Raw genomic sequence first — 25,923 nt, forward strand, 5'->3', positions numbered from 1 at the left:
GCGGCACTCACAAAAGAGTGCACTCGCCGACGCCAATCGGTGAGAGCGAACAATAATAAGGAAAAGATCATGAATCGTGCCCAAACCATGCCTGCTCTGGCCGTACACACCGCCTCATTTCGAGTCGCTCAATGGCGAATGTTGCTGGCGGCGATGTTTTGTTATTTGTTTTTCTACACCGGTCGGCAAACCTTCGGTTTCGCCATTCCGGGCATCCAGGCCGAATTCGGTTTTACCAAGGAACACCTCGGATGGGCATCGGCAGCCATGCTCTGGGCCTATGCCATCGGCCAGGCCATCAACGGTAACCTTGCCGATAAGTACGGCGGTCGCCGCATCATGACCGCCGGTGCCGTGTTGTCCTGCGCCGCCAACTGGGTGACCAGCTTCGCAGGCAATTTTTCCGCATTGATCCTGCCCTGGGGCATCAATGGTTATTTCCAGGCTTTGGGGTGGGCGCCGGGCAGTCGGCTGATCTCCAACTGGTGGAGCGCCGGCGAGCGCGGCAAGGTGTATGGCTTATACGTATTTGCCGCCGGTTGCGCCTCGGTCCTGTCGTACGTGACCTCGATCGTGGTGCTTGAGGTGATGCATCTGGAGTGGCGCTGGATCTTTCGGTTGCCGGTGCTGCTGATGCTGGCGGGCGGGATTATCTTCTATCTGGTGGCGCGGGAACGTCCGCAGGATATGGGCTTCGAGCCACTCGCAGACACCGGAGTAGCTAACGCCGAAGACAAAAATCACGAAGTGGCCCATGGCGAAGTCGAGACCTCCACACAACGCTACAAGGCGGTCCTGAAAAACTTTCGCTTGATCATTGCCGCAGTGTCCCTGGGTTTTCAGAACGCCGCTCGCTATGGCCTGATCGTGTGGGTCCCCGTGCACTTTCTGGGTGCCAACTGGAAGAGCGGCGACAGCATGATCGATCCGAAGTGGATCACCGTTGCCCTGCCGGTAGGCATGGCCATCGGCGCGCTGAGTAATGGCTGGATTTCGGACAAACTGTTCGGTTCCAAACGCTACCTGGCGATCATGCTCTACATGGTGCTCGGCGCCGCTACCAGCCTGTGGATGTGGACCCTTGCGCCTCACAGTGCCACGGGGCTTATCGCGTTATTCCTCTGCGGATTCTTTGTTTACGGCCCTGCGTCGAGTTTCTGGGCGCTCTGCCCTGACCTGGTCGGAGCAAAGCGGGCTGGCACGGCGACCGGCGTCATGAACTTCTCGTCCTACCTGTTCGCGGGCCTGGCGGAACCGCTGATCGGCGGTATGCTCGACAGTACCGGCAATACGTCGTTGATCTTCATCGTGGTCACCACCGCTTGCCTTTGCAGCGCAGTGGTCGCGCTGTTCATCAGGCGTTGAGTACAAGGTCGCGGCTCAGGAACAGGATCTTTTATGTACCAGTACCACAAGTGGCTACGTTCTTTTCATGCAGTAGCGAAGACGGGCAGTTTCACCCTCGCCGCCGAGTACCTGAGCGTCGGCCAACCGACGGTGAGTGAACAGGTCAACGCGCTGGAAAAGAAATATTCCGTAGAACTGTTCCACCGTCGCGGCCGCTTTATCGAAATGAGTTCGGCGGGACACAAGCTCTATGCGATCACTCAGGGCCTGTTCGGCCAAGAGGATGAAGCCGTGCAACTTTTACAAAGTTTCAAGCAACGCAAGACCGGTATGTTGCGCTTGGGCGCGGTGTCCCCGCCCATAGCGATGAACCTGACGTATGAATTGATGCAGCGACACCCGGACATCGAACTGGAGACCTCGTTTTCTCCCGAAAAGGAGACGCTGGACCGGCTCTTCAACTTCGACATTGATGTGGCGATTCTGGCGCTGTCCGAATTCGACCAGCGTTTTGATACACAACTTTACCGGCGCTATCCGATCATTGCTGTCGTGCGCGATGACCATCCCTGGGCCAGTCAGAAAGAGGTACACGTCGAACAGATCAGCAGTGAACGATGGGTGCTTCGGGAAAAAAGCTCGCGCACGCGTCAGTTGGTGGAGGAAAGCTGCAAGCGCCTCGACGTCGCGCTCAACTGCGTGATGCAGCTGAACAGTCGCGAAGCCATCGTCCATGCCATCGCCAAGGGCATCGGCATTGGCTTTGTCTCTGCCGTCGAGTACGCCGAAACCCCGGGCACAAAACCGATCACGTTTGTAAATCACCCGTTTTCCATCGACTACCACTTGTGCTGCCTCGGTATTCGCAGAAACCGGCCGATGATCGCGGAGTTGTTCGACGCCAGTTCAACGCCTGTTATCTGATTCTGTAACGCACTTTAACAATCGATAAGCCTACTTCTCACTGGTGAGAGGGACGGCCTTCCCCTACCCAAAAGTGGAGATTCAACATGCATTACAAACAACCTGCGCAACTGCAAGCCGTGGTCCTGGACTGGGCAGGCACCGTCGTCGATTTCGGCTCCTTTGCCCCTACGCAAATTTTCGTCGAGGCGTTCGCCGAGTTCGGCGTGGCGGTTTCTCTGGAGGAAGCGCGCGGTCCCATGGGCATGGGTAAGTGGGACCACATCCGCACTTTATGCGATCAGCCACAGATAGCCGAACGTTACCGTGCGGTGTTTGATCGCTTACCGACCGATGAAGACGTCACCGCGCTTTACGAGCGTTTCATGCCACTGCAAATCGAAAAGATTGCGCTGCATTCGGCACTTATTCCTGGCGCCTTGAACGCCATCGATGCGCTGCGCGACCAGGGTTTGAAAATCGGATCCTGTTCCGGTTATCCGGCTGTCGTCATGGAAAAAGTGGTGGAACTGGCGCGCCACAATGGCTACGTCGCCGACCACGTGGTAGCGACCGACGAAGTGCCCAATGGCCGCCCACACCCCGCCCAGGCTCTGGCTAACGTGATTGCCTTGGGCATCAGCGACGTCGCCGCTTGCGTCAAGGTCGACGACACCTGGCCCGGCATCCTCGAAGGCCGCAGCGCCGGTATGTGGACAGTCGCGCTGACGTGCTCCGGCAACGCTCTGGGTTTGACCTACGAACAGTACAAGGCGTTGCCCTCCGACAAGTTGGCGGAAGAACGTGCCCGCATCATCAAGATGTTCGAAGGTTCTCGCCCGCACTACCTGATCGACACGATCGTCGATTTGCCGGCCGTCATCGAAGACATCAATGCCCGCCTGGCACGCGGTGAAACCCCTCAAGGTTCCTGACCACGTTCGGCTAAGTGACAGTGGCCGTTCTCCGGACGGCTACAACCAAAAACAACAAGAGAGACTCGTCATGATCTACGCCCATCCTGGCACCCCCGGCGCCCTCATATCCTTCAAGCACCGCTACGGTAACTACATCGGCGGCGAGTTCGTCGCGCCTGTCAAAGGTCAGTACTTCACCAATACCTCGCCAGTGAATGGCCAGCCCATTGCCGAGTTTCCTCGCTCCACGGCCGAAGACATCGACAAGGCCCTGGACGCTGCCCACGCGGCAGCCGATGCCTGGGGCGCCACGTCCGCCCAGGCGCGCTCGCTGGTGCTGCTGAAAATCGCCGACCGCATCGAACAGAACCTGGAACTACTGGCGATCACCGAGTCCTGGGACAACGGTAAAGCCGTGCGTGAAACCCTCAACGCCGACATTCCGCTGGCCGCCGACCACTTCCGCTACTTCGCCGGTTGCATCCGCGCCCAAGAAGGCAGCGCTGCCGAAATCGACGGCAACACCGTGGCCTATCACATCCATGAACCGCTGGGCGTGGTCGGGCAGATCATCCCATGGAACTTCCCGATCCTGATGGCTGCCTGGAAACTCGCCCCGGCCCTGGCTGCCGGTAACTGCGTGGTGCTCAAGCCTGCCGAGCAAACGCCACTGGGCATTACCGTGCTGGTCGAGTTGATTGGCGACCTGCTGCCACCCGGCGTGCTGAACATCGTGCAAGGCTTCGGCAAAGAAGCCGGTGAAGCGCTGGCCACCAGCAAGCGCATCGCCAAGATCGCGTTCACCGGCTCGACCCCGGTCGGCTCGCACATCATGAAATGCGCGGCCGAAAACATCATTCCGTCCACCGTAGAGCTGGGTGGCAAGTCGCCGAACATCTTCTTCGAAGACATCATGAAGGCTGAGCCTTCCTTCATCGAAAAAGCCGCTGAAGGCCTGGTGCTGGCGTTCTTCAACCAGGGCGAAGTCTGCACCTGCCCGTCCCGCGCGCTGGTGCAAGAGTCGATCTACGACGACTTCATGAAAGAAGTGATGAAAAAAGTCCTGTCGATCAAACGTGGCGACCCGCTGGACACCGACACCATGGTCGGCGCCCAGGCCTCCGAGCAGCAATTCGACAAGATCCTTTCGTACCTGGAAATCGCCAAGGGCGAAGGCGCCGAGCTGCTGACTGGCGGCAAGGTGGAAAAACTCGAAGGCAACCTGGCGAGCGGGTATTACATCCAGCCGACCCTGCTCAAGGGCACCAACAAAATGCGTGTGTTCCAGGAAGAAATCTTTGGCCCGGTGGTGAGCATCACCACCTTCAAGGACGAAGCCGAAGCCCTGGCCATCGCCAACGACACCGAGTTCGGCCTGGGCGCCGGCCTCTGGACCCGCGACATCAACCGTGCATATCGCATGGGCCGCGCCATCAAGGCCGGTCGTGTCTGGACCAACTGCTACCACCTGTACCCGGCTCACGCCGCGTTCGGCGGTTACAAGAAATCCGGCGTCGGCCGTGAAACCCACAAGATGATGCTCGATCACTATCAGCAGACCAAAAACCTGCTGGTGAGCTACGACATCAATCCATTGGGGTTCTTCTAATACTTGGACTGTAGACGACTAGTCGAAAGACAGAATGTGCTCTGTAATTTGAAACCTCGCATAGTCAGGGCCCGACAGCCGGGCCCTGATGCTCAAGGCTATTTCAACGCACCATCGAACGCCGGCGTCAGCCCCGACAACTCCAGCTTGCGCACAAAGTCGCCGAGACGTTGCTGCTTGTAGGCGTCCACATCCAGGTCACGGTAATCGTAAAAACCCTGGCCATCGCGCAAGCCATTGCGGCCGTTTTGCATGTTGTCGGCGATCACCTGTGGCGACTCGAAACGCGGTGCCAGCGCGCCACTCAGGTAACGCGAGGCGTAGTAGAGAATGTCGCCGCCGCCCCAATCGATGAACTCCAGCAAGCCCAGCACCGAGAAGCGCAAACCAAAGCCGACGCGCACTGCGGTGTCGATGTCTTCTGCGCTGGCCACGCCCTCTTCCACCATCCGTGCGGCTTCGTTCATCGCCAGTGCCTGGATGCGCGGCACGATGTAGCCGGCCACCGGATTGCACACCACCGGCACCTTGCCGATGCGCTTGAGCAATTGCAGCAGGCGCTCGACCACTTGCGGGCAGGTTGCGTCGCTACGACTGACTTCCACAAGTGGCATCAGGTGCGCAGGGTTGAGCCAGTGCGCGTTCACGAAGCGTTGCGGCTCACTGACCATTTCGCTCAGCTCGGTGACCAGAAAAGTCGAGGTGGTCGACGCGATGATGGTCGCCGCCGGGACGTGCTCGCTGATCCAGGCAAAAGTCTCCTGCTTGACCTCGATGACTTCCGGCACGGCTTCGAACACCAGGTCGCACTCGCGCAATGCCTCAGCGGACTGGGTCCTGGCTTGCAGCGTCAACCGCGATAGCGCGATGTCCGCCTGCTCCAGATTCAACACGCCGAGGCGCACCAGCATTTGCAGTTCGCGGCGGATACTGCTTCGCACACGTTCGAAGTAGCCGTGCCGCTCATCTTCGGCGCGATCCTTGATGTCGATAAGGGTCACCGGCAGACCGGCATGGATGAACGCCAGGGCAATGCCCTCGCCCATCCGGCCGGCGCCGACCACGCTGACTTGGGGCAGCGCGGCGTTCATCAGTTGTAACCCTTGGTCAGAAGCTCGGTCATCTGCGCCCGACTCAGTTTGGCCAGACCGAGGTTTTCCAGGGTACGGCCTTCTGCGTAGAGATCACGTTCGGCGACAACCGAAGCAATGCTCAGCAAACCCTGCGCAACCGGCGTCGGCACACCGGCCCAGCGGCCGACGGACACCAGGAATGACAAGCCCAAACGCGTGTCTTCAAGCATATAGCGATGCTTTTGCAGGTCGATGTCTTCGCGCCAGTCGCCGCTGTCGGTCAACTTGCCATGGGCGCCGCGACCGTACATCCACTCCTCGCCCTCGGTGGTGTTGTAGTGGTCGGCCAGGGGAAAGTGCGGTGCGCCGTAGGTCAATGCTTCGCGCACGGCCATGCGTTCGGCATCGAGCTGGTTGGTCACGCGACGAATCGACGGTTGGGTGCCTTCGTTGTGAATGTCCCAGGACTCGAAATGCTCAAGGGGACCGGCGTTCATCATGATCAGCGGCGGGTGAATGATTGGACCGGCGTTCATCAACGCACCGCTGAGGGCATCTTCAATCGGCTCTACACTTGGGTAGGCTTCGCGCAATACCGCGAAAGCGTGTTCGGACAGGTTGCTCGGGAACACGCCGGTCGGCAGGCGGGTGGCGTAGCAACTGATCACCAGGTCACTGGCGCCGTGCTTGCGCACCAGATACGGCAACGTGCCGGTTTCAGCGAAGGCGACCTTGCTCTGATTGCCCGCATCGGCCATGGCCTTGGCGAACACATAGCTTCCGAATGTGCCCGGTGGCAGGAACACCACCTGACCGTCGTGCAGGTGCGGCGCAACCTGTTTGGCCAGGTCTTCGTGGGAGGTCGACGGCAGCGGGATGATCACCAATTGCGCGTCGGCCAGTGCTTCGGCCAGGTTGTCGGTGAACGATAGCTTGTCGCCCTGCTGGCCGACGGATAATTTGCGAGTGCCCTTGTAGTCCTTGATGGTCAGGCTACCGATCGCCAGCAGCTCCTTGAGCGCTGCACCGTCGCGACGCCACAGGCGAGTTTGATGCCCCTTTTCAGCCATTTCCACAGCAGCGGCGTAACAGCCGTGTCCACCACCCAGCACTGTAATCTTCATGGAGCCACTCCTCTTGTAAGTGACTCGATGCTAGCGAGGCGTACCGCCACAGGCTTATCCGATTGCGCAACCGTGTTACGGATTACGCAGAAGTCTTAGTGCTTCTGTCGCCGCAGGGTGTCCGACGGCAGGCAGCCATAACGTTGCCGATAGGCGCTGGAAAAATGCCCGAAGCTGTTGATGCCGTGACGCAAAAGGATGTCGGTGACGGTTTCACCGGCCCTGCCCTGCTTCAGCGACTCATGGATCACCGCCAGGCGCCGGTCACGGATGTACTCGACCGGCGCCTGTTGGAGGAACTGGTTGAAGCCGTTCTGCAAGGTGCGCACCGAGACACCGCAGAGCTCGCTCAGGGTGGTCAGGCTGATCGGTTGGTCGAGGTGTTCCTCGATGTAGTCGCGGGCCTTCTTCACGTGGTGCGGCAGCGGCGCGCGCGCGTCGATCAAGAGGTCCGCCGAGTAGTTATGCGGTAACTGCGTGAGCAGCAGTTGCATCAAGTATTCGGACAAGCCGCTGGCGAGGCGCGAACCGTCCACGCCACTGCCGTACAGCCGACAGATATAGTCCAGGGTGTGATAGAGGCTGACGACGCCGGCGCCCAAATGGTCGACGCTGACATCGAAGATCACTGACTGCCGCAGGCTGCGGCCGAGCAGGCGTTGCAGTTGCGTCTCCAGGGCATCCCGGTCGACGCGCAAGATCAGGTTGCGGCACTCGCCATCGGTAACGATGCGGCTTTGCGCGAACGGCGAGGAAACGCTCAAGCAGCCCGACTGCATCGCCGCGCTGCGTCGCCCGTGGGCCACTTCGCAGTGCCCCTGCAAGGTAATGCGAAACAGGTACTGGTCGGCAATGTCGCCGATGGTGATTTCCACCGGCGCGCCATAGCGCAAGTCGAGCAGCGCCGAATCGCCGAAGAATACGCCGTTGAGCCGGGTGTGAATCGGCTCGTCACGCAGCACGTTGAAGCTGTGCGGGCACAGGTATTGGCTGACCTTGTCCTGGATCTCACGGTAATCGGCCGAGCTGAGCAGGCTGTGCCGCTCCAGCAGGTGTACGTCATTCAACATCGAGGGTTCTCCCGATCTGAAGCGGCTCAGCCCCGCTCCTTCAAAAGGGAGCGAGGCCGAGGCGCCGATCATGAACTATGCCCCATCAAGCCCGGGTCGGGTACTCACGGGCATAACTTTCGCGGAAATGACGGCAACCACGCCACAGCAGAAGTACGGTCAAGGCCGATGCACCGGCGATCACCAGCGACATCGACGAACCCACCGCCGCCGGCGAGCCGAAGTAACGGTCGGTCAACAGTGCCACCAGCGTGGTGCCCAGCCCCAATCCCAGCAGATTGCTGATCAGCAGGAAAACCGCCGAGACCTGTGCGCGCACCTGATTCGGCGCGAGGATCTGCATGGCTGCCGTGGACGCCGGCATCGGGAACGAAGCGAAGAACATCGCCGGCACCAACAGAGTCACCGACAACCACAGTTGATCGACTTGCGAGAACAGCACGGCCGGCACCGCCATGCCGAGGGCACCGATGACGCCAGTGCGCATGGCAGCGTCCTGATGACCTTTCTTGGCCAGATAATCGGTGAGCCAGCCACCGAACAGCACGCCGGCGGTGTTGGCCACCAAGAGTACTGTGCCGAGCATGTAGCCCGCCTCCATGGGCGACAGGCCGAACTTGCGGATGTACAGCGCCGGGCTCCAGCTCATCAGGCAGAACAGGGCCATGGCGTAGAACGAAAAGCCCAGGTAATGACAGGTGAAGGTGGCACGGTGGCGACCCAGGAAGCGCAAGCCATCGCTCATCGCGACCTTCTTCGCCTTGCCCTGCGCATCGACTTGCAGGCCTTTGCGCGCCGGGTCACGCACGGTGAGCCAGATCAGCAGGCCGACGACGATACCTGGCAAACCGACAATGAAGAACGCCAGTTGCCAGGCCTTCATCGCACCGAGAAAGGCCACCTCGATGGTGTTCATGTCCTTGAGCATCGCGATCACATAGCCGCCCACCAGAAAGGCCAGGCCACCACCGACGAACGAACCGATTGAGTAGATGCCTACGGCGCGACCGAGTTTTTCCTTGGGGAACATGTCGCTGAACATCGAGTACGCCGAAGGCGACAGCGCCGCTTCACCGACGCCGACGCCAATGCGTGCGAGGAACATGTGCAGGAAGTTTTTGCTCAGGCCACAAGCGGCGGTCGCGAGACTCCAGAACACCACGCCGACGGCAATGATTTTCGGTCGGGAGAAGCGGTCCGCCAGATAGGCGATGGGCATGCCCATGAAGGCGTAGAACAACGAAAACGCCAAGCCGTGCAGCAAGCTGAACTGGGTGTCACTGATCTGCAGGTCAGCCTTGATCGGCTCGATCATCAGCGCGAGGATCTGCCGATCCACGAACGAAAAGATGTAGGCGATCATGCACAGGCCGACCACATACCACTCGTAGATGTAGGTTTTCTTCTTCTGCAGGACCGCGTCGTTGACCTGAATATTCACTAGGGTTTGCTCCTCTTGGAATCCGCTCATGCGCGCAGCGCGCCGGGTGACGGTGCACAAGACACCGACTGGGAAGTTGCGGGGCAGATGTAAAGGACAAGGGGTTGGAACATGGTCAGGCCTCTTATTGTTATGGGGTCAATCGCCGGATGAACCGGGCTTACCAGAACTTCCAGGTGTAGGTCGTGGCGACACGGAATTCGTTGTAGTCGTAACCGTACTTTTGTTTCACATCGATGTTGCGCACATCCAGCCCGAGGCCTTGCAGCGCCCCGCTCTGCACCACGTAGCTGAGCCCCAGAAAGCGTTCGCTTTCCTGGTTGTCGCTCAGGTTGCCGCCACGGTTCCAGTTGGTCCCCTTGATGTAGCGGGTGTAGAGCTTCAGCCCCGGCATGCCCATCCCGGCAAAGTCATAGCTGTAGCGCGCGCCCCAGGACTTTTCACCCGGGCGGACAAACCCCAGGGACGACCAGTGCACCAGATAAGGCTGTGGGATGTAACCGTTCATGGTCGGGAACACGCTGTCACCGAGCATGCGCTGGTAACTGAGGCCAAACATGTGAGCACCCTTGAGCAAGCTGAACAAGCCGCCATAGGAACGGTTGTCGATTTCACCGTTTAGCGCATTGCCGTCTTCATTGTTATTGAAGTAGCGCAAGTCGGTTTTAAGTTTGTAGCCATTGCCCAGATCAGCCATATGCATCAGGCCGAAATAGTGTTGCTGGTAAATATCGTGCAGCACGCCATAGAAGTAACTGGCTTGCAGGTTTTTGCTGATGTCGTAAGTGACGCCACCGAAGTCCAGGCCATCGCTGTCGAGATTATCGGTGGAGCCATATTTGTAGAGCTTCTCGTGGTTGGAAGACTCTCGTGTCACGGCCGACCAGAAACGGCCACCGGTCATCGTCAGCCCATCGATTTCCTTGGATTCGACCACGGCCCCTTGGTAGATCGTATCCAGTTGCCGACTGGTGTCATCGAACGCCACCGGCAATTGCGGGCGCAGATCACCGACCTTCAACTCGGTCTTGCTGTAGCGCATCTTGAAGGTTGCGCCGGCGCGGCTGTAGTCATCGGCCGTCTGCCGATCACTGACGCTATACGGCAGCGAACCGTCGTTGCCCGACGAATCCAGGCGAACGGCGTATTGCGCGTCCACATCAAGGCCGATGGCCAGTGCTGTGTCGGTGTAACCGGAAGTGAACTGCGCATCGAAACCCTGGGACCAACTATGCACTTCAGAATCGACTGCATTGGTATTGGTGTAGTTACGGTGCAAGTAGAAGTTACGCGTATCCACTTTGAAGTGGCTGTCATCAATTACATCGGCCTGCGCTGCCAAGGGTGAACACATCATTCCCAACGCGCCGGCAATACCGAGCCCACGGCAAGACTGTTTTACTTGAAACATCCGACATCTCCACATCTGTATGTGCTTGGGCACTGTATTTATAGGAGCAGGAGCAGAATCAAACTAAAAACAAAGGCGGATGGCCTGAGGGATGTAAATGACGATGGGTTCGAGCATTGTCAGGCCTCTTGTTGTTATGGGGTAAAACGCCTGACGAGCTCAATGGAGCAGTCCGTCAAGGCGACACGCCTCTTGTCCATGCAAGGTAAGTCAGTAGACGCGCCGCGGGTATTAAGACGAACAGCATCCGCAGGGGGGAAAACTCCAACCCGGCTAAAGATTTCCCTTAGATGATTCAGAAGCGGAGTGCGGCGAGAGGAATGGCGAGTCCATACACCCGAATCGCGAATTCCAGGAGCAATTTCGGGTGAACGTCTGCTTTGACAGCGCCGCATATACATGGGTACCAAGTCGCTCATACGTATGTATCTACAGCCTCTACCAACGCATGACAGACGCCAACGGCCGGTTCTTTAAACTTGCGACATGGCCAAGCTTCGTCAGTGGGTCTGTATCGCTTCGAGGTCGCCTGCGCGACAACTTGCAGTGCAACCGAGTGCTGCAGAGTCGTCGGCTTGATCGGCGTCAAAGCTAAACGAGTACATGTCTGGAGAAAAAAAACATGAGTGCACCGCAAAAGGTAGTCATCGTTACCGGCGCGTCACAAGGCATTGGGGCTGAAGTCGTGAAGGCGTTCCGAGGGCTCAACTACCGGATAGTCGCGACGTCCCGCAAGATCAAGCCGTCAGAAGACCCGGACATCCTGACGGTAGCGGGAGACATCGGTGATCCGGCGACTGCGCAGCGTGTCATCAACGAAGCTGTCGCGCGATTTGGCCGAATCGACACGCTGGTAAATAACGCCGGCATCGGTTTGAGCGCCGTGACCAGGTCGCTGGCGATTGAGTACGCGAAGCAAGGCATTCGCGTTTAGCCGTTGCACCGGGCGTCACCAAGACGCCTATGCATACAGAGGAATACTACGAAATGCTTGGCTTCTCTCCATCCGCTGGGACGTATGGGCGAAGCGAGCGAGATCGCCAGCGCTATTGTGTTCCTGGATTCGGCAGCGTTCGTCACGGGAGAAATCCTGCACGTTGACGGCGGCCAAAGCGCCGGTCGATAACGGACGGGGCAGAATCCTTTGCGGCTATCGCGAAGGATTCTGCAGGACACGCCCGGCTAATGAGAATGGACAATCCAACTGCCCCCCGACTTTCAACGTGGCCATAGATCCACTGGAAAGTACTTTTGCGAGATCTGCGTGTACTTGCCCGATTCATGCAATTGGGTGAGTGCCTGATCGATCCGCGCCTTGAGCGCGGTGTCGCTCTTGCGCAAGCCCGCCCCTACTCCCAGCCCATACTGCAATGGGTCCATTTTCACGCTGCCGGTGCCTTTCTCTTCGTAGTCAGCGCCGTCGGCGGAACTCAGGAAAGCGATGTCACCGAGCTTGTCGAGGAACATGACGTCGATACGGCCGGACAGCAAATCGGCATTGCAGTCGTCCTGCGTGTTGTAGATCCGGATGTCAGAGGTTTTGCCGTACGCGGTGCGGATGAATTCGGCGTTGGTGGTCGAGCCCTGCACACCGATGGATTTACCGGCCAGGCCTTCCGGTGTCAGCGTCAGGTTCGCGCCCTTCTGGGCGACGAAAATCCCGGTCGTCTCATAATAAGGACGCGAGAAGGCTATGACTTTCTGACGTTCAGGACTGATGCCCATCGAGTTGAACAGCACGTCGAACTTGTTGGCGAGCAGGGCCGGAATGATGCCGTCCCACGACACTTCCTTGATCTCGCACTCGGCTTTCAACTGCTCGCAGAGCGCCCGGATCAGGTCAGGTTCGAAGCCGGTGAATTGTCCGGTGGGGGTCTTGACCAGGAACGGCGGATAAGGCTCCGCGGCAACACCAAAACGCAGGGTTTCCGCCGCGGCGTTGGCGGGCGCCGTGAAGGAACACAACGTCATGCCGATAGAGGCGAGCAACGTGAAATTGCGGAACATTCGTTTCATGGTCGATCCTTATTTTTATGAGGATGGTTGCACATAGAACGGTTCAATTGCGTACTACGATTCAACTGGTTTTTACGCCGCAGGCGCGGGCAACGGCAGCCATCCCTGGATGGCCTGCCAATCAGACTCAAGGGCCGAAAAACGTGAGAGCGAGAAGCTAGACAAATCGGCGAAACTGCACGTCCCGTCAACCACCAGATCGCGAATGGCATGACCGCTCGCCGGAGAGAGCCCGAAACCGACACCGGACATCGTTGCCACAGTGACGTTATCCAATTCGACCGGACGATCAATGACGGGGCGACCGTCCGGCGTGTTTTCGATGAACCCTGCCCAACTGCGGATCACCCGTTTGTGAGCGACCTTCGGGAACAGTTCGGCGAGTCGTTTGGCGATGTTGCATTGCAGCGGGGTCGATTGCGGACGCGTGCCGCGCAGATCGGCGAGATCGACCCATTCGTGCGGGCCGCCACCATACGCCAGGTTGCCACGCATGGTTTGCCGGCCATACAAACCATTGCCATCCACCCCGCCGACGTCCAACAACGGAAGCGGCTCGGTCACGATCATCTCCGCGCGCGCAGTAACCAGCGGAATATCTACGCCAAGTTGCGCGGCCAATTCGCCGGTATGCGGACCTGCGGCTATCACCAGGTGATCGCAGGTGATCAGGCCTTGGGCCGTGCGCACGCCCGACACACGATCGCCCTGGCGCTCGATGCCGACGACGGGCGTGTTTTCCAGGACGCGACCGCCGAGGTTTTTCAGCGCCCACGCATAGGCTTGCAAGGTACGGTGCGGATTGGCATGCCCGCCGAAATGGTAGTAGTAGCCAGCCAGCACGTTGTCACCGGCAAAGGGAACGAGTTCACGTACCTGCTGAGGGTCCAGGAGGTCGACGCGCAACCCGTACCAGGCGGCTTCATCCACGACTTTCTGATCGAGGGAAATCTGGTGTTCGGTCAGGTCGATGCTGATTCGATCCGGGCGGTACTCGGTCGGATAACCGAGCAGTTCGTCCATCATCGGCCACAGCCGCTGCTCTTCGACAAACAACGGACTGTGGTGATGCGAGCACCCGCCGCCGTTACGTCCCGATGCGCCCCAGCCAATCAGGCTTGCGTCCAGGACCAGCACATCGACGCCATCGCGCGCCAGCCACCACGCGGCGCTCAATCCTGTCACGCCGCCACCGATGATGACGACGGAGGCGCTGGTGGTCGATTTCGTAACTGCCTGCATGGTCTCAGCCCTCGTGATGCGACGGATGGATAGGTCGGGCGGCGTCCAGCGGATGCCTGGCGACAGTCTGTTGCCCGGTGCACAACCAGAACGGCGTCCACTGCGACGGCATGTCAAACCAGGCATCCCATCGACTTTGCATCTGCGGCACCTCTTCGACCTGTCCGGCCTGTTGCAGCGACAACGGGCGCACCGGTGGACGAAACGAGGCGAGCGCGATGTCCTCGACACTCATACCGGCGCCGATGCCGATCAAGGTCGCCACCTGCTCGCGGCAACGACGACCCTGGCATGGGCCCATGCAGGCCCGGGTCAGACGCTTGGTCACATCCGGGTTGGGCGAAGGGTTTGGCATGGCGTTTTTCAACGCTGCATCGGCGGGTGTCCAGTCGAGATAACGCGGCGGCTGTTGCCCAAGGATTTCGCTGGCCGTCACCTCTTCGCACAAGCACACGAAGGGTTGGTTCTGCGCGTGGAAAGTGGACGCACGCACCCAAGCCGAGCGATGGCTTGCGATGTCGAAAACAGGCAGGTCAGGAATCGGCGCCGTGTCGGCCTCATTGATATCGACACCCAGCGCGGCCAGTGCGGTTTGCGCGGCGAGCCGGCCTTCGCGCCGGGAAATGTTGTCGTCCAGGCTTTTTGAGGCCCATACGCCAGCGCAATCACCCGCCACCAGGACGAAGGGCAGCGACGTGCGCAGCAAAGGATCGATGTCGGGGACGTGACCGCCACGGTCGCCGTGAAATGTCGTGCTGCACCCCGCCGCCTCGACCAGTTCAATCGCGGGAATGGCAGCCACGCCGAGCAGCACCGTGTCGCAGTCGATCTCGTGCAGGGAACCGGGAACGGGACGTCCCTCCCTGTCGACGGCGATGGCGGCAATCCGCTGGACGCCGAACGCATCCCCGGTCGCCTCGCGAACCACGTGCCCGGTCAACACCTGGGCGCCGTGCTCGACCAGCAAACCGAGCAGTGCCGAATCGCCGCTCACGTGTCCGGCCTGCTCAATGATTGCGACGATACGCACGCCCTTGCTGATCAGCGCATGAGCCGTCGCCAGCGCTTGCGTGTCACTGCCGACCAGCACGGCGCGCTTGCAATCCAGCGCCTCGTAAACGGTCGCAAGCCGATGAGCCGCGCTGGCGCCCATGACGCCGGGGCGATGCCAGCCATCAAAGGCCAGCCCCATGTCGCGTCTGCCGGCCGCGACGATGACCTGTTTGAAACGCAGCAGCCAGGCGTTTTCCTCATCGGCCAGACCGGCAACGGCGCCCTCGATCCACGCAGTAGTGGGTTGTTGCGGGAACAGTCCCCAGACCGCCGTGCCGAGACGCACATCGACCCCGGCGTCGAGCGCTTCGGCAATCTCCGGACGGGCGTCGAGCAGGGTCTGCAGCACGCTGTTGCGGTTGGCCACCGCCGCGCCCATTCTGCCGCCGAAATGCAGCGGCACCTCTTCGCCCATGGTTTCGAGGGGGACCGGATTTTCATCCACCAGCGTAACGCGCAGGCCGTGCCCGGCGGCGGTCAATGCGGCGGCGAGCCCTGCTGGGCCGGCGCCGACGATGAGAATATCGGTTTCGTCGCTGATCGGCGGCGCTTTGCCTGCCACCGAGGCGGGATCGTAATAGATGTTTTGTTTGGTCACCGTACTTCTCCCGAGAAATGACGCATTGGCAACGACTAGAACAGCGACGACGGTGGCTTGACGTCGCCCTCGGCAAATCGCGACAGACGCAGCTGGCGCATATCCAGTCCCGGGTCGCCGGAGTCGATCCAGCTGGCCAGGGTCTTGCCGACGATGGGGCCCATGGCAAAGCCGTGGCCGCAGAATCCGGTGGCAACGGCCAGGCCACGTGGCGAGGTCTGCGCGTCGATGACGGGAATGCCGTCCGGCAATACATCGATCGCGCCCGCCCAGCGGTCGGCGATCTGCGTATTCAACTGCCCGGGGAACGCGGCCTTGAGTGCGCTCATGGCGGTGCCCAAGCCTTTTTCATTCGGTGGGATAAGCGGATTGCGGACGTGAATCCCCTCCCCTAGCCGCGCCGATTCCGACCACGGCATGCGCTGGTGCAGATCGGTCAGGCAGGCACCGTTGAGATTGAAGCGAAACGATTTGCGGTGAGCCCACAGCGAAGGCGCATACCAATGCAGAGCGCGCAGATGGCCGAGCGTCATGTCGACGTCGACATGGGCGTCGTCGGCGATGTTGAAGCTGCCGTCGAGCCTTTGCCGAAAACCCACGCCGTTGGCGATCGTCGAGATGCCACTCAGCGTCGGCCCGGACGTGGTTCGCGCCACGGTTCCCCTGACCAGTTGCTGCGGCAGGTCGATGCCGAGCATCTTCAGCAGGCGGAACGTCGTGACGCCCGCAGCGCACACCACCGTTTTCGCCTTCACGTAACCGCGCTCGGTCTCAACGCCCACCACCTGGCCGGCGGCAACGTCGATGCCTTTGGCACCACAATGCTCAACGATGTGCGCACCCAGCTCACGAGCACGCATCGCGAAGGCGCGGGCCACGAGCGTGGGCTCTGCCTGGCCGTCGCTGGCGGTGAACAAACCGCCCAGTTGCGGGACGGCGTAACCCGGCAGTTTCTTTTCCACCTCACGCGGCGACAGCATCACGGTGTCGACCGAGAAGCTGCGTGCGACCGACAGCCACGATTCATATCCATCACGCTCAGCTTCATTGCCCGCGACGAAAAGGCAGCCGTCGTTGCGCCATCCCAGGTCGGTCTGCAGTTCACGTTCCAGCGAACGCCAGATTTCGATGCTGGCCTGCATCAGCGGCACCTCGGCTTCGTCACGCGATTGCTGGCGAACAAAGCCCCAGGCGCGTGACGACTGCTGGCCCGCCAGCGTGCTTTTTTCAAGGAGAAGAACCTTGGCGCCCGCTTTGCTAAGGTAGTACGCGCACGCACACCCCATCAGACCGGCGCCTATGATCGCCACGTCGACTTCACGAGGCAGGAGCTCACCTTGGGGCGTCGACACGCTGGCAAATGCTGCTTCTGGAATGTTCATAGGGGAACCGTCAGGTTGAAAATGACGCGTAGCGCCGCGTCGCTGTTTCGGCTAAGAATGTGCCCCGACCCGCTGAAATTACAGTGATGTATCCGCATTAATCCCATGCGAGGAGCGCATAGAACGATGAGCCGCCAACTTCCATCCATCGAGCTTTTGCAGGCCTTCCTGACGGTTGCGAAGACAGGCAATTTTGGCCAGGCCGGTGAACAGCTTCACCTGAGCCAGAGCGCGGTGAGTCGGCAGGTTGCGCAACTGGAGGCGCGCCTGGAGAGCCGCCTGTTCGAGCGGCACACGCGCAAGATCGTGCTCACCGCCGAAGGCCGGTCGCTGGTGCCGGTTGCGGAGCAGGTCATTGGCCTGCTGTCGGATGCATCGCACATGCTCGCCACAGTCGGAAAAAGTGTCAGCCTGCGCGCGCACCCGACCATGGCGGCGCGCTGGCTGATTCCACGGCTCACCGCGTTTTATCGCTTGCACCCGCAAGTGACCGTCAGTATCGACACGGTGTATCACCGCTTTCCCGATTTTGCGTTTGAATCGGTCGACGCGATGATCGCCTACGGAACCGCCACATGGCCGGACTTCGAAGCGCTGGATCTGTGGGAAGAGGAACTGATACCGGTGTGCTCGCCGGCATTGCTCGCCGGAACCACCGCCGAAGAGGTACTCAAGACCGCACGGCTCGTGGACTCCAGCATGGATCGCCTCGACTGGCGTCGCTGGGATGAGTACTACCCGGATTCAACCGGCGCCGATAACGCGCATCTGACCTTCGATACGCTGGAGTCGGCGATCGTCGCCGTGAAATGCGGTCAGGGCATCGCACTCGTCGACGCCGTGCTGACGCAAGATGAATTGCTCAACCAGCAACTGACGCGCGTGCATTCAGGCAGCATAGTTACCGGCGCGCGTTACACGCTGGTCTATCCGAAGCGGGTGAAACGGTCGAACGGTTTTTCCGAGTTCATCGAGTGGGTGGAGCAAGATGTAATCGGGAGCGAAAGCGTCAAGTAACCTTGCGCTTGCGTCGCGCTTGCTCATCTTCCGCCAGCGCCTGGCGAACCAGCGCCCTCGCCGCCCAGGCGGCACTGTCGAGTGATTCTTCGATGCTCGCGCCACTGATATCGCGCACGGCGATCAACGCCTCGGTGCCCATGACAATCGACAGCGCCTGCTTCAGTCGTTTGCGTGCCCGGGGTGAAAGCACGTCCTTGAGCGAATCGACAATCGGCTCGATGTAGCTCATGCGTCGGCCCAGCCGCAGAGGCTCGTGCGTCTCACTTTCCAGCCACACAGTCATGAACGAACGCTCCATCACGTGCAGGCCGATTTCGTCGTCGAGCAACAGTTTGTTCAACGCGTTCGCCGCCAGTCCGATGCCCTTTACCGGATCGTCTCCCGGTTGCCAGAAGCGCTCCAGCGGCTTCAAATCTCGATCGGCCGCCGTCTCGCTGATCAACGCCTCCATCGAGGGAAAGTAACGATACGCCGTAGCCCGCGAGACCATGGCGCGCTCAGCCACTTGCGCAACCGTCGGGTTATGGCCCTCATCGCGCATGGCAATGGCAGCGTCGATCAGCGCCTGACGCGTGCGGTTTTTCTGGTTGGTGCGGCCTTGGGAGTCGCCGTCACCGACGGACGGGCTTGACTTCGAATTCGTCATGGAATAAATGATACTCCGTCTACTCGTGAGACTTAAGTCTCATGATAGACACACGGCACGGGATATGCCAATGACCAGTGCGCAGCACCACCGCCGCGCCGGGCACAACGATTTGACATCGATATTTCAGCAACTGAGCGCGCCTCAGGGCGCATGAGGTGAGTGTCATGAATCACAATCCCCGTTCACGAACCTGGTTCCGGCTCGCAGCCCTCTACTTTGCCCTCGGCGTGGTGATGGGTGTGACAATGGGCGCGTCCGGCGACCATTCGTTGTTCGCGGTACATGCCCATGTCAATCTGTTGGGATGGGTGTCGATGGCCCTGTTCGGACTCATCGGCACGATGCACCCGTCAATCGCCGAAGGGCGCGTGGCTACGGCACAGTTCTGGACCTACAACGTCGGTGTCCCGGTGATGCTCGGAGCGCTCGCTCTGCGCCTCAAGGGTTTCCCGGCCGTGGAACCCTTGATTGGCGTCGCCTCAATCCTGATTGGCGCAAGCGTGCTGCTTTTTGTCTGTTTGGTGTTTTCGCGTGTCGGAGTGTTGGTCGAGAACTTGAGCAGCGCGACAAGTGAAAGGCAACGATTGTGGAAGTGACTCAGGTGCTCACTAGAAGATACGCTGCGGCTCGAAGCTCGTCGGTTTCGAGCCCTTCGGTGAAGCATGCATAGACTCGCCTGAGGCACTCCTTTGCGCCCTTATCGGTGCCTTGCGCGCGCTCGAATTTACTGGCGAACATCGCGATTCTAAGCTGCCACATCAAAGCCTTCTGCTGTGATGCGATAGCACTGGCCTGGGCGATGATTTCACTGATTTCGCCGTAGGCGGGCTCTGGCATGCCCAGCATGCCTTCCGCTTTTGCGATCAACAAATCGGCCAGACAGAAGCGCTCGCCGGTAACCAGCGCCAGCTCGATGGCTTCGTTCGCACAATTGATCGCCCATGCCCAATCGCCACACCTCATCGAAGCCTCGGACAGACTCCTTAACCCGTCGATGCGCGAAGCGCTGCTGATGCGAACGACGGGGCTTTCATACAGACAGCTGAGCAAGGCCGCCCTGGCATCCTCACACCGACCCGCGTGAAGCCACAATCGAGCCTGCAGCATTTCTGGCAGCCGATACCGAGTGCCCATCGTGTATTCGCTGGAGATGCCGGTCATTTCTTGCACAAGGCGCTCGCACTCTTCCCGCTTTCCGTTTTGGAGCAGTATCGGAAAGCAGAGAGTGGCGCATCCGCAGAAGGACTCCGGGTGATCTCGAGCCTCTTCAATAGCTTTCCTTGCCAAAGCCGTGGCCTGGTCCATCCATCCAAGGGCCCAGCTAACGCGCGCTCTGCCAATGTCGGCAATGAGCCTTTGTTTGATTTCAAAAAACGGCGGGCGAATCGGTGCATGCAGCTTGTGTAGCGCCATGCCTTTGCGGAAAGCTCTTTCAGCAGCCTGCAGATCCCCAAGAAAATGACAGGACGTTCCCTGCATCCACTCTAAAACCGCCCTCTGCCCTGCCGCGCCCTCTCGATTCGCCAGCTCTGCGTATTGCTGCGCAATCTCCAATGAAGCGTCGAACCGTCCGTGGTCGAGCAAGGCGACATGGTAGCCCGCCAGCAGATGCAATGTTGATGGACCATCATTCAAGGCTCGACTGATTTCGATACCCCGTCGAAGCACGCAGATCATGCTGTCGTCATACTGCCCCACCGATGCATAGACCAAGGCACGGGATTCCAGCAGGCTTAACTCCAGATCTGTGGACCTGTACTCGTCCGGTAGTTGCCGCAAGGCCCTGTCACAGACCCGAGTACATTCATTGATGAGCAGTTTGTTCAGAAAAAACGGTACCGCCAGGCGTACCATCTCGACGGCCTGGCTTGTTGTTCGTTCGTTGGTGAAACCCCATTCAATAGCGGCCTGCACGTTGCCCATGTCGAGCGACTCCAACACATCCCGTGCTTGCCTGCCTGAGTTTTGAGGCGACTGTGCGGACCTGAGCATTCGAGCGTAATAACAGGCGTGTCGCAGAAAAACAGCGTGCCTGCGGAGACTGCGATCCAGTTTTATGCTGGCGAAAACCCGCGTTGTTTCGGGCAGCCTCAAATAGGCTCTGTCCGTCTCATCGATGACGCTGACCAGGCACTTGTTGACCAGCGCATCAAGCGCCTCTACAACTTGAGTGCCTGACACTGAATCGTCGGCGATGATCTCTATTGCGGCTTCCCAGCTGAAGGCGCCGACGAACACCGAGAGGCACGAGAAAACAAACCTGTCGCGCTCAGGCAGCAACGCATAGGTCCAGGTAATCGCTGCATCAACACTTTGATGTCGGGGCGGTGCGTCCCTTTGCCCCTGCCAGTGCAGGGCAAGCTGGCTCGCAATGAGGTCCTCGACCCCTTCAATCCCATACACGCCAACCTGGCTCGCAACCAGGCCGATAGCCAGTGGGTTTCCGTCGAGGCGCCGGCAAAGGCAAGCGACCTTGGCCATGTCCTGATCACTCAGCTCAGCGTTGGCTCCACTGGCGGCAATTCGCGTCATGAAAAGCTGTACCGCCGGCCAGTTGATCGCGTCGTCGACCGACACCGAGCTCGATTCGGGTGGGAAACCGAGCGGCTTCACCAGACAGACGCGCTCTCCCATGACCCGCAGCGCTTCACGGCTCGTCAGTAGCAAATGTACGCTGGCGCAATTCTCAACCAGTCGCAGGGACAGTTCGGCTACAGCCTCGATCACGTGCTCGCAGTTGTCCAGGATGATCAGGGTTTTCTGGTCCGACAGCAGCTCAAGCACGTCAGATAACTGCATCGCGTGCGAAGCCTCGCAACCCAACGACGACGCCAGCGCCCCCAGCACCCTTTCATCGTGCTGCACGGCGCTGAGGTCGACAAAAAACCTGGCGTCGAAACCCTGCAAGGCATGCCCGGTGAGTACAGCCAGCGTGGTCTTGCCAGTCCCCCCACCGCCCACGATCGTGACGAGACGATGCTCCGCTATCAGGTGCGACAGTTCTTCGATGCAGGTATTGCGACCCAGCGCGCCGCCAAGGGGAACCGGAAGGTGAGAAAGCGGCCGGGCGTCCTCGTCAGGCGACACATTGGCCTCGTCATACTCCCGCTGATTGACCGGTGCCGCAAAGTAATAACCGCGTCCGGGGACACTGACGATGTATCGGGTAATACCTTGCTCACCGCTCAAAGAGCGTCGAAGGCTGGCAACCTGGACCCGGATGTTCGCGTCCTCGACCACCAGACCTGGCCATGCGGCCGCCATCAGTTGCAAATGGCTCAGCACCTTGCCCTGTGATCGTACCAACGCAACCAGTATGTCGAAGGCACGTCCACCGAGAGGAATATGCTGCTTGTTTCTTTGTAATACCCGTGTTCCCGGGTAAAGACGAAAAGCTCCAAACTCATAGAGATGGCTCATGGTCTTCCCCTTCGACGACCAACGGTTTCGCCGAATGAATGAAGTGTGCCTTTCGGCCCCTCCTGAGCCAGGGTATGTCTGCCTTGGTTGCTCTGTACCTCGATCAAGAATCGTAGCACCGGCTATATGGGCTGTCGTTGAGTCAGGGCCTTGGTGAGCCCGCAGATTATGTCTTTAAGTTTCACGATTGAACGCCCCTTACTGGCTTGGGGCGGTGGCCTTGTCTGGCGTCGAAGAAGGGAGAAGCGGAAATGGGAGGATTGCAGTTGTCCGCACCCGAGGCTCAAGTGATGTCGGGGTGCGCCAAGGTGTACGCCTTGCCAGAGGCAGGGAGGAAGGGATGCGACGAGGTGCCGCTCTCAGCCTCCCCTGCGAGCTTATGGTTTCCACGCACCTTCGAGGAAGGCGGCCGCGTTTTCAAGTGCACGCCTTCCCTCAGGTAAAACGGCGGCGAACAAGTGCCATACATGGAACATGCCAGGCCACACTTCCAGGGTTACCCGGACTCGGTTCTCGGCCAAATGTGTAGCCAGTCGCATCGCGTCACTGAGCATGACTTCGCTTTCGCCGATATGGATTGCAATAGGTGGCAGTCCCCGCACGTCGGCAAACACGGGAGAAGCACCGGGATCGTTACGCAAGGCACCTTGCAGGAACGTTTTGGCCATCAGATTCAGCCCCCCCAGGTTGACGGTGGGATCGATGCCGTCGCGAGTAGTCATGGATGAACCACTGTGTTCCAGGTTAGCCCAGGGTGAAAGTGCCACTCCGGCCGCCGGGAGCGGTAAACCGGCGTTCCGCGCAGCAACCATCACTGACACCACCATTGAACCACCGGCCGAATCGCCCGAGAAGACGATGGATTGAGCGGGTATGCCCTGGTGCAAAAGCCACTTGTACGACGCGAGCGTGTCATCGATGGCGGCCGGATAGGGATGCTCAGGCGCCAGCCGGTAGTCGGGCATGTAAACTTTCGCTTTCAGCAGCTTCGCGTAATTTCCCGCGATGCCGTGGTAACCCGAAGGGCTTCCTGCGACATACCCACCGCCGTGGATGTAGAGCATGACCCTGCCGTCTTCGACATATTCGGGAGTCACTACGGTGGCCGGCACACTCCCCATCTGGATCTCCTCCACCCTCACACCCTCAGGTGTGGGGTGGACCGTAAGCGCTTCCAGATATTGCGTCCGGGCGCTAGACCAGGATCCCGGCTCACCCAGCATGAGCGGACCAAAATCAACCGTTGCCGCATTCCAGGCGTCGATCCGATCTTGAACAATGGGCGTAATGGGCATGTTTAGAACCTCCAGGTTTAAGCTCCAGATCACCGATCCACACAAACACTCATCGGGCTGGTCGACAGATAACGTTGCATTAGCCGGCTCCATGTAGAGCCGGCGAGTTTCTTCAATCAAACATTGCGCTGCACCCGCCGCAGCGCTATTGCGCCAGATAACCGCCATCAATGACCAATTCCGTACCGGTGACGTAGCTGGATTCATCCGAAGCCAGGTACAGGCAGCCGTAGGCAATCTCGATCGGTTTGCCCCCTCGCTTCATCGGCGTCGCGGCAATCACCTCATCATTGAGTTCAGATGCCTGTGCATCGGTAAGGGGGGTATGGATGAAGCCCGGATGTACCGAGTTGACGCGAATCCCGTCAGCGACGTAGGTCATCGCCGCGTTCTTCGACATGTTGCGAACCGCGCCTTTGGCTGCATGGTAGGAGTGAGCTCCACCCACCGCGGCGCTGCCCCAGATGGATGAGATATTGATGATCGATCCCGACTTCTGCTTTCTCATCAGCGGAACGACCTCGCGCATCCCGAGGAAAACCCCCGTCTGGTCGACTGCAATCATCTGCAGCCACTCCTTCATTTGCAGTTCGTGCAGGGGTTCGTAGGCAATGATGCCTGCGTTGTTCACCAGCACGTCGATGCGATCGTGCTTCTTGACGATTTCGCTGACAACCCTCTTCCACTCGGCCTCGCTGGTTACATCCAGGTCCATGGACTCGACACCCGCAGGGTATGGCGATGGAGGTGCCACAATGTCGGTGGCCACTACCGTCGCTCCCTCCCTGGCGAAGAGTTCCGATACCGAATAGCCGATGCCGCCAGCGGCGCCAGTGATCAGCACAACCTTGTCTTTGAGTCTCATATCAATCACCTCACGTTTCGTACCGGGGAAACCCTGATGTGTCCGCGTGCCACCGCGAACCGCTGTCCGAGTCGTTGCCTGCGTGGTTCGATGGCGGCGCTTTGCTCGCACCGCTGAACGGGAGGCAAGGACGGACCGGTCTGCCTTGACGATTCGAATGTATGACCCGGGTTCGGAGCGTGGTTAGTAAATCATCGTGAAACACTGTGAAACACGGTGAAAGCCGACTCCGTCTGGGCGCTGTGCGCATTTCTCTATTCGCACAGCGCCTGGAGTGTCACTGGGCTTATGCGCGTGTGAACGTGGTGTACCCTTCGGCACCGCCGCCGAAGTAGGTTTCCATCGGCGCTTCGAACAACGGCGTTTGCGATTGCAGCCGCTCGACCAGGTCGGGGTTGCCAATGAACGGTTTGCCAAAGGCGATCATGTCCGCGTGATTGGAGGCCGTAGCATCCACGGCCCGCTGGCGGTCGTAGCCGTTGTTGGCCATGTAGGCGCCACCGAAGGCTTCGCGAAGCGCCTGCACGTCAAACAGCTCGGCGCCGTTGCCGCCATGCAGTTGTCCTTCAACGACATGCAGATAGGCGAGTCCCATTGCACCGAGGCGACGGACCAGATAGGTGTGCGTTTCCATGGTGTTGCTGTCCAGCGGCGTATCGCCAATCGCGGTGGACAGCGGCGACAAGCGCAGGCCCACTCGATCTGCACCCCAGATTTCGGCAACGGCTTCTACGACTTCCAATGGGAAGCGCGCGCGGTTTTCGACGGAACCTCCGTACTGGTCGTCACGATGATTGGTGCTGTCGCGCAGAAATTGCTCCAGCAGGTAACCATTGGCGGCGTGGACTTCTACGCCATCGAACCCGGCCTCTTTCGCCAGACGTGCAGCATGGCGATAGTCTTCCAGGATGCCGGCGATTTCCTCGGTGGACAGCGCACGTGGCATCGAAGGAGGCATGTTGCCGGCTTCCGTGAAGACGTTGCCCCCAGCCTGTATCGCGGACGGCGCCACGGGTGCAACACCGTCTTCCTGCAAGCTGACGTGGGACATGCGGCCCACGTGCCAGAGCTGAACCACGATCCGACCACCAGCCGCATGAACCGCTTCGGTCACAGGTTTCCAGGCCTTTACATGAGCATCGGTGTAGATGCCCGGGGTGTACGCATAGCCTCGGCCCTGACTGGAAATGTTGGTGGCCTCGGTGATGATCAAGCCTGCCGAAGCGCGCTGCCCGTAGTAGTCGATTGCCAGGGGCGTCTGCACGCCGTCCATGTCGGCACGGGAACGCGTCAATGGCGCCATGGCGATGCGGTTGCTTACTTCGATTGCGCCGATGCGGGTTGGGGAAAAAAGAGTTTCAGTAGTCATGGCAGCTCCAGTTGCAGTGCAGATTCAGGGACGAGCCGGCAGCTCGTCATTGAGGCCAAGGATGCGCGCCGCCATTCTATTCATGAAATTTATTTATTGAATTTTAACTATATGGATAG

The 25,923-nt window shown here is 59.6% G+C and carries 20 protein-coding genes and 1 pseudogene; 7 read left to right on the plus strand and 14 right to left on the minus strand.

What is annotated here, in order from left to right:
- Positions 1–69 precede the first annotated feature (69 nt).
- From V6Z53_RS20205 to V6Z53_RS20220, 4 genes are all read left to right on the plus strand, one after another.
- Positions 70–1,365 carry an MFS transporter gene (locus V6Z53_RS20205; protein WP_338581378.1) on the plus strand — a complete coding sequence of 432 codons (1,296 nt, stop codon included), beginning with the start codon at positions 70–72 and terminating at the stop codon, positions 1,363–1,365.
- 33 nt (positions 1,366–1,398) lie between these two features.
- Positions 1,399–2,271, plus strand: a complete 873-nt coding sequence (locus tag V6Z53_RS20210) for a LysR substrate-binding domain-containing protein (RefSeq protein ID WP_338581379.1) — start codon at positions 1,399–1,401, stop codon at positions 2,269–2,271.
- An 86-nt stretch (positions 2,272–2,357) separates the two neighbouring features.
- A complete protein-coding gene (phnX, locus tag V6Z53_RS20215; protein WP_338581381.1) occupies positions 2,358–3,185 on the plus strand; it encodes a phosphonoacetaldehyde hydrolase in 828 nt (275 codons plus the stop codon).
- A 70-nt stretch (positions 3,186–3,255) separates the two neighbouring features.
- Positions 3,256–4,776: an aldehyde dehydrogenase family protein gene (locus V6Z53_RS20220; protein ID WP_338581382.1), complete on the plus strand. Its 1,521-nt coding sequence runs from the start codon at positions 3,256–3,258 to the stop codon at positions 4,774–4,776.
- A gap of 98 nt (positions 4,777–4,874) precedes the next feature.
- On the opposite strand, the gene V6Z53_RS20225 is transcribed toward V6Z53_RS20220, so the two are convergent.
- The 5 genes from V6Z53_RS20225 to V6Z53_RS20245 all read right to left on the minus strand — a co-directional run bounded on the left by V6Z53_RS20225 (position 4,875) and on the right by V6Z53_RS20245 (position 10,895).
- The gene (locus V6Z53_RS20225; RefSeq protein ID WP_338581383.1) at positions 4,875–5,867 is read right to left on the minus strand and encodes a 3-hydroxybutyryl-CoA dehydrogenase; all 993 of its coding nucleotides are present in this window, start codon (positions 5,865–5,867) and stop codon (positions 4,875–4,877) included.
- Positions 5,867–6,973, minus strand: coding sequence for an NAD/NADP octopine/nopaline dehydrogenase family protein (locus V6Z53_RS20230; RefSeq protein ID WP_338581384.1), 1,107 nt, complete (start codon positions 6,971–6,973; stop codon positions 5,867–5,869). Before V6Z53_RS20230 ends, V6Z53_RS20225 begins: the two co-directional genes overlap by 1 nt.
- A 95-nt stretch (positions 6,974–7,068) precedes the next feature.
- Positions 7,069–8,043: an AraC family transcriptional regulator gene (locus V6Z53_RS20235; RefSeq protein WP_338581385.1), complete on the minus strand. Its 975-nt coding sequence runs from the start codon at positions 8,041–8,043 to the stop codon at positions 7,069–7,071.
- 85 nt (positions 8,044–8,128) lie between these two features.
- Positions 8,129–9,484 carry an MFS transporter gene (locus V6Z53_RS20240; protein ID WP_338586538.1) on the minus strand — a complete coding sequence of 452 codons (1,356 nt, stop codon included), beginning with the start codon at positions 9,482–9,484 and terminating at the stop codon, positions 8,129–8,131.
- 160 nt (positions 9,485–9,644) lie between these two features.
- The gene (locus V6Z53_RS20245; protein WP_338581386.1) at positions 9,645–10,895 is read right to left on the minus strand and encodes an OprD family outer membrane porin; all 1,251 of its coding nucleotides are present in this window, start codon (positions 10,893–10,895) and stop codon (positions 9,645–9,647) included.
- Positions 10,896–11,517: 622 nt separating this feature from the next.
- On the opposite strand from V6Z53_RS20245, the pseudogene V6Z53_RS20250 reads away from it, so the two are divergent.
- Positions 11,518–12,021 (plus strand): annotated as a pseudogene (locus V6Z53_RS20250) (SDR family oxidoreductase).
- Positions 12,022–12,113: 92 nt separating this feature from the next.
- On the opposite strand, the gene V6Z53_RS20255 reads toward V6Z53_RS20250, so the two are convergent.
- The 4 genes from V6Z53_RS20255 to V6Z53_RS20270 all read right to left on the minus strand — a co-directional run bounded on the left by V6Z53_RS20255 (position 12,114) and on the right by V6Z53_RS20270 (position 17,186).
- Complete coding sequence (locus V6Z53_RS20255) at positions 12,114–12,911, minus strand: transporter substrate-binding domain-containing protein (RefSeq protein ID WP_338581387.1); 798 nt, start codon at positions 12,909–12,911, stop codon at positions 12,114–12,116.
- A gap of 72 nt (positions 12,912–12,983) precedes the next feature.
- Positions 12,984–14,153, minus strand: a complete 1,170-nt coding sequence (locus V6Z53_RS20260; protein ID WP_338581388.1) for an FAD-binding oxidoreductase — start codon at positions 14,151–14,153, stop codon at positions 12,984–12,986.
- 4 nt (positions 14,154–14,157) lie between these two features.
- A complete protein-coding gene (locus V6Z53_RS20265) occupies positions 14,158–15,804 on the minus strand; it encodes an FAD-dependent oxidoreductase (RefSeq protein WP_338581389.1) in 1,647 nt (548 codons plus the stop codon).
- A gap of 35 nt (positions 15,805–15,839) precedes the next feature.
- Positions 15,840–17,186: an FAD-binding oxidoreductase gene (locus V6Z53_RS20270; protein ID WP_338581390.1), complete on the minus strand. Its 1,347-nt coding sequence runs from the start codon at positions 17,184–17,186 to the stop codon at positions 15,840–15,842.
- 126 nt (positions 17,187–17,312) lie between these two features.
- Here V6Z53_RS20270 and V6Z53_RS20275 point away from each other — a divergent pair, with 126 nt between their 5' ends.
- A complete protein-coding gene (locus tag V6Z53_RS20275) occupies positions 17,313–18,203 on the plus strand; it encodes a LysR substrate-binding domain-containing protein (protein ID WP_338581391.1) in 891 nt (296 codons plus the stop codon).
- On the opposite strand, the gene V6Z53_RS20280 is transcribed toward V6Z53_RS20275, so the two are convergent.
- Positions 18,196–18,852, minus strand: coding sequence for a TetR/AcrR family transcriptional regulator (locus V6Z53_RS20280; protein WP_338581392.1), 657 nt, complete (start codon positions 18,850–18,852; stop codon positions 18,196–18,198). The genes V6Z53_RS20275 and V6Z53_RS20280 overlap by 8 nt on opposite strands.
- 167 nt (positions 18,853–19,019) lie before the next feature.
- On the opposite strand from V6Z53_RS20280, the gene V6Z53_RS20285 reads away from it, so the two are divergent.
- Positions 19,020–19,451, plus strand: a complete 432-nt coding sequence (locus V6Z53_RS20285; RefSeq protein ID WP_338581393.1) for a hypothetical protein — start codon at positions 19,020–19,022, stop codon at positions 19,449–19,451.
- A 1-nt stretch (position 19,452) separates the two neighbouring features.
- On the opposite strand, the gene V6Z53_RS20290 is transcribed toward V6Z53_RS20285, so the two are convergent.
- The 4 genes from V6Z53_RS20290 to V6Z53_RS20305 form a co-directional block, all read right to left on the minus strand.
- A complete protein-coding gene (locus tag V6Z53_RS20290) occupies positions 19,453–22,275 on the minus strand; it encodes a winged helix-turn-helix domain-containing protein (protein WP_338581394.1) in 2,823 nt (940 codons plus the stop codon).
- A gap of 377 nt (positions 22,276–22,652) precedes the next feature.
- The gene (locus tag V6Z53_RS20295) at positions 22,653–23,570 is read right to left on the minus strand and encodes an alpha/beta hydrolase (RefSeq protein ID WP_338586539.1); all 918 of its coding nucleotides are present in this window, start codon (positions 23,568–23,570) and stop codon (positions 22,653–22,655) included.
- Between the two features lie 145 nt (positions 23,571–23,715).
- Complete coding sequence (locus tag V6Z53_RS20300; protein WP_338581395.1) at positions 23,716–24,435, minus strand: SDR family oxidoreductase; 720 nt, start codon at positions 24,433–24,435, stop codon at positions 23,716–23,718.
- A gap of 286 nt (positions 24,436–24,721) precedes the next feature.
- Positions 24,722–25,804 carry an alkene reductase gene (locus V6Z53_RS20305; protein ID WP_338581396.1) on the minus strand — a complete coding sequence of 361 codons (1,083 nt, stop codon included), beginning with the start codon at positions 25,802–25,804 and terminating at the stop codon, positions 24,722–24,724.
- Positions 25,805–25,923 lie beyond the last annotated feature (119 nt).

Origin of the sequence: Pseudomonas sp. MAG733B (genome assembly GCF_036884845.1) — a bacterium.
Classification (GTDB): Bacteria; Pseudomonadota; Gammaproteobacteria; order Pseudomonadales; family Pseudomonadaceae; genus Aquipseudomonas.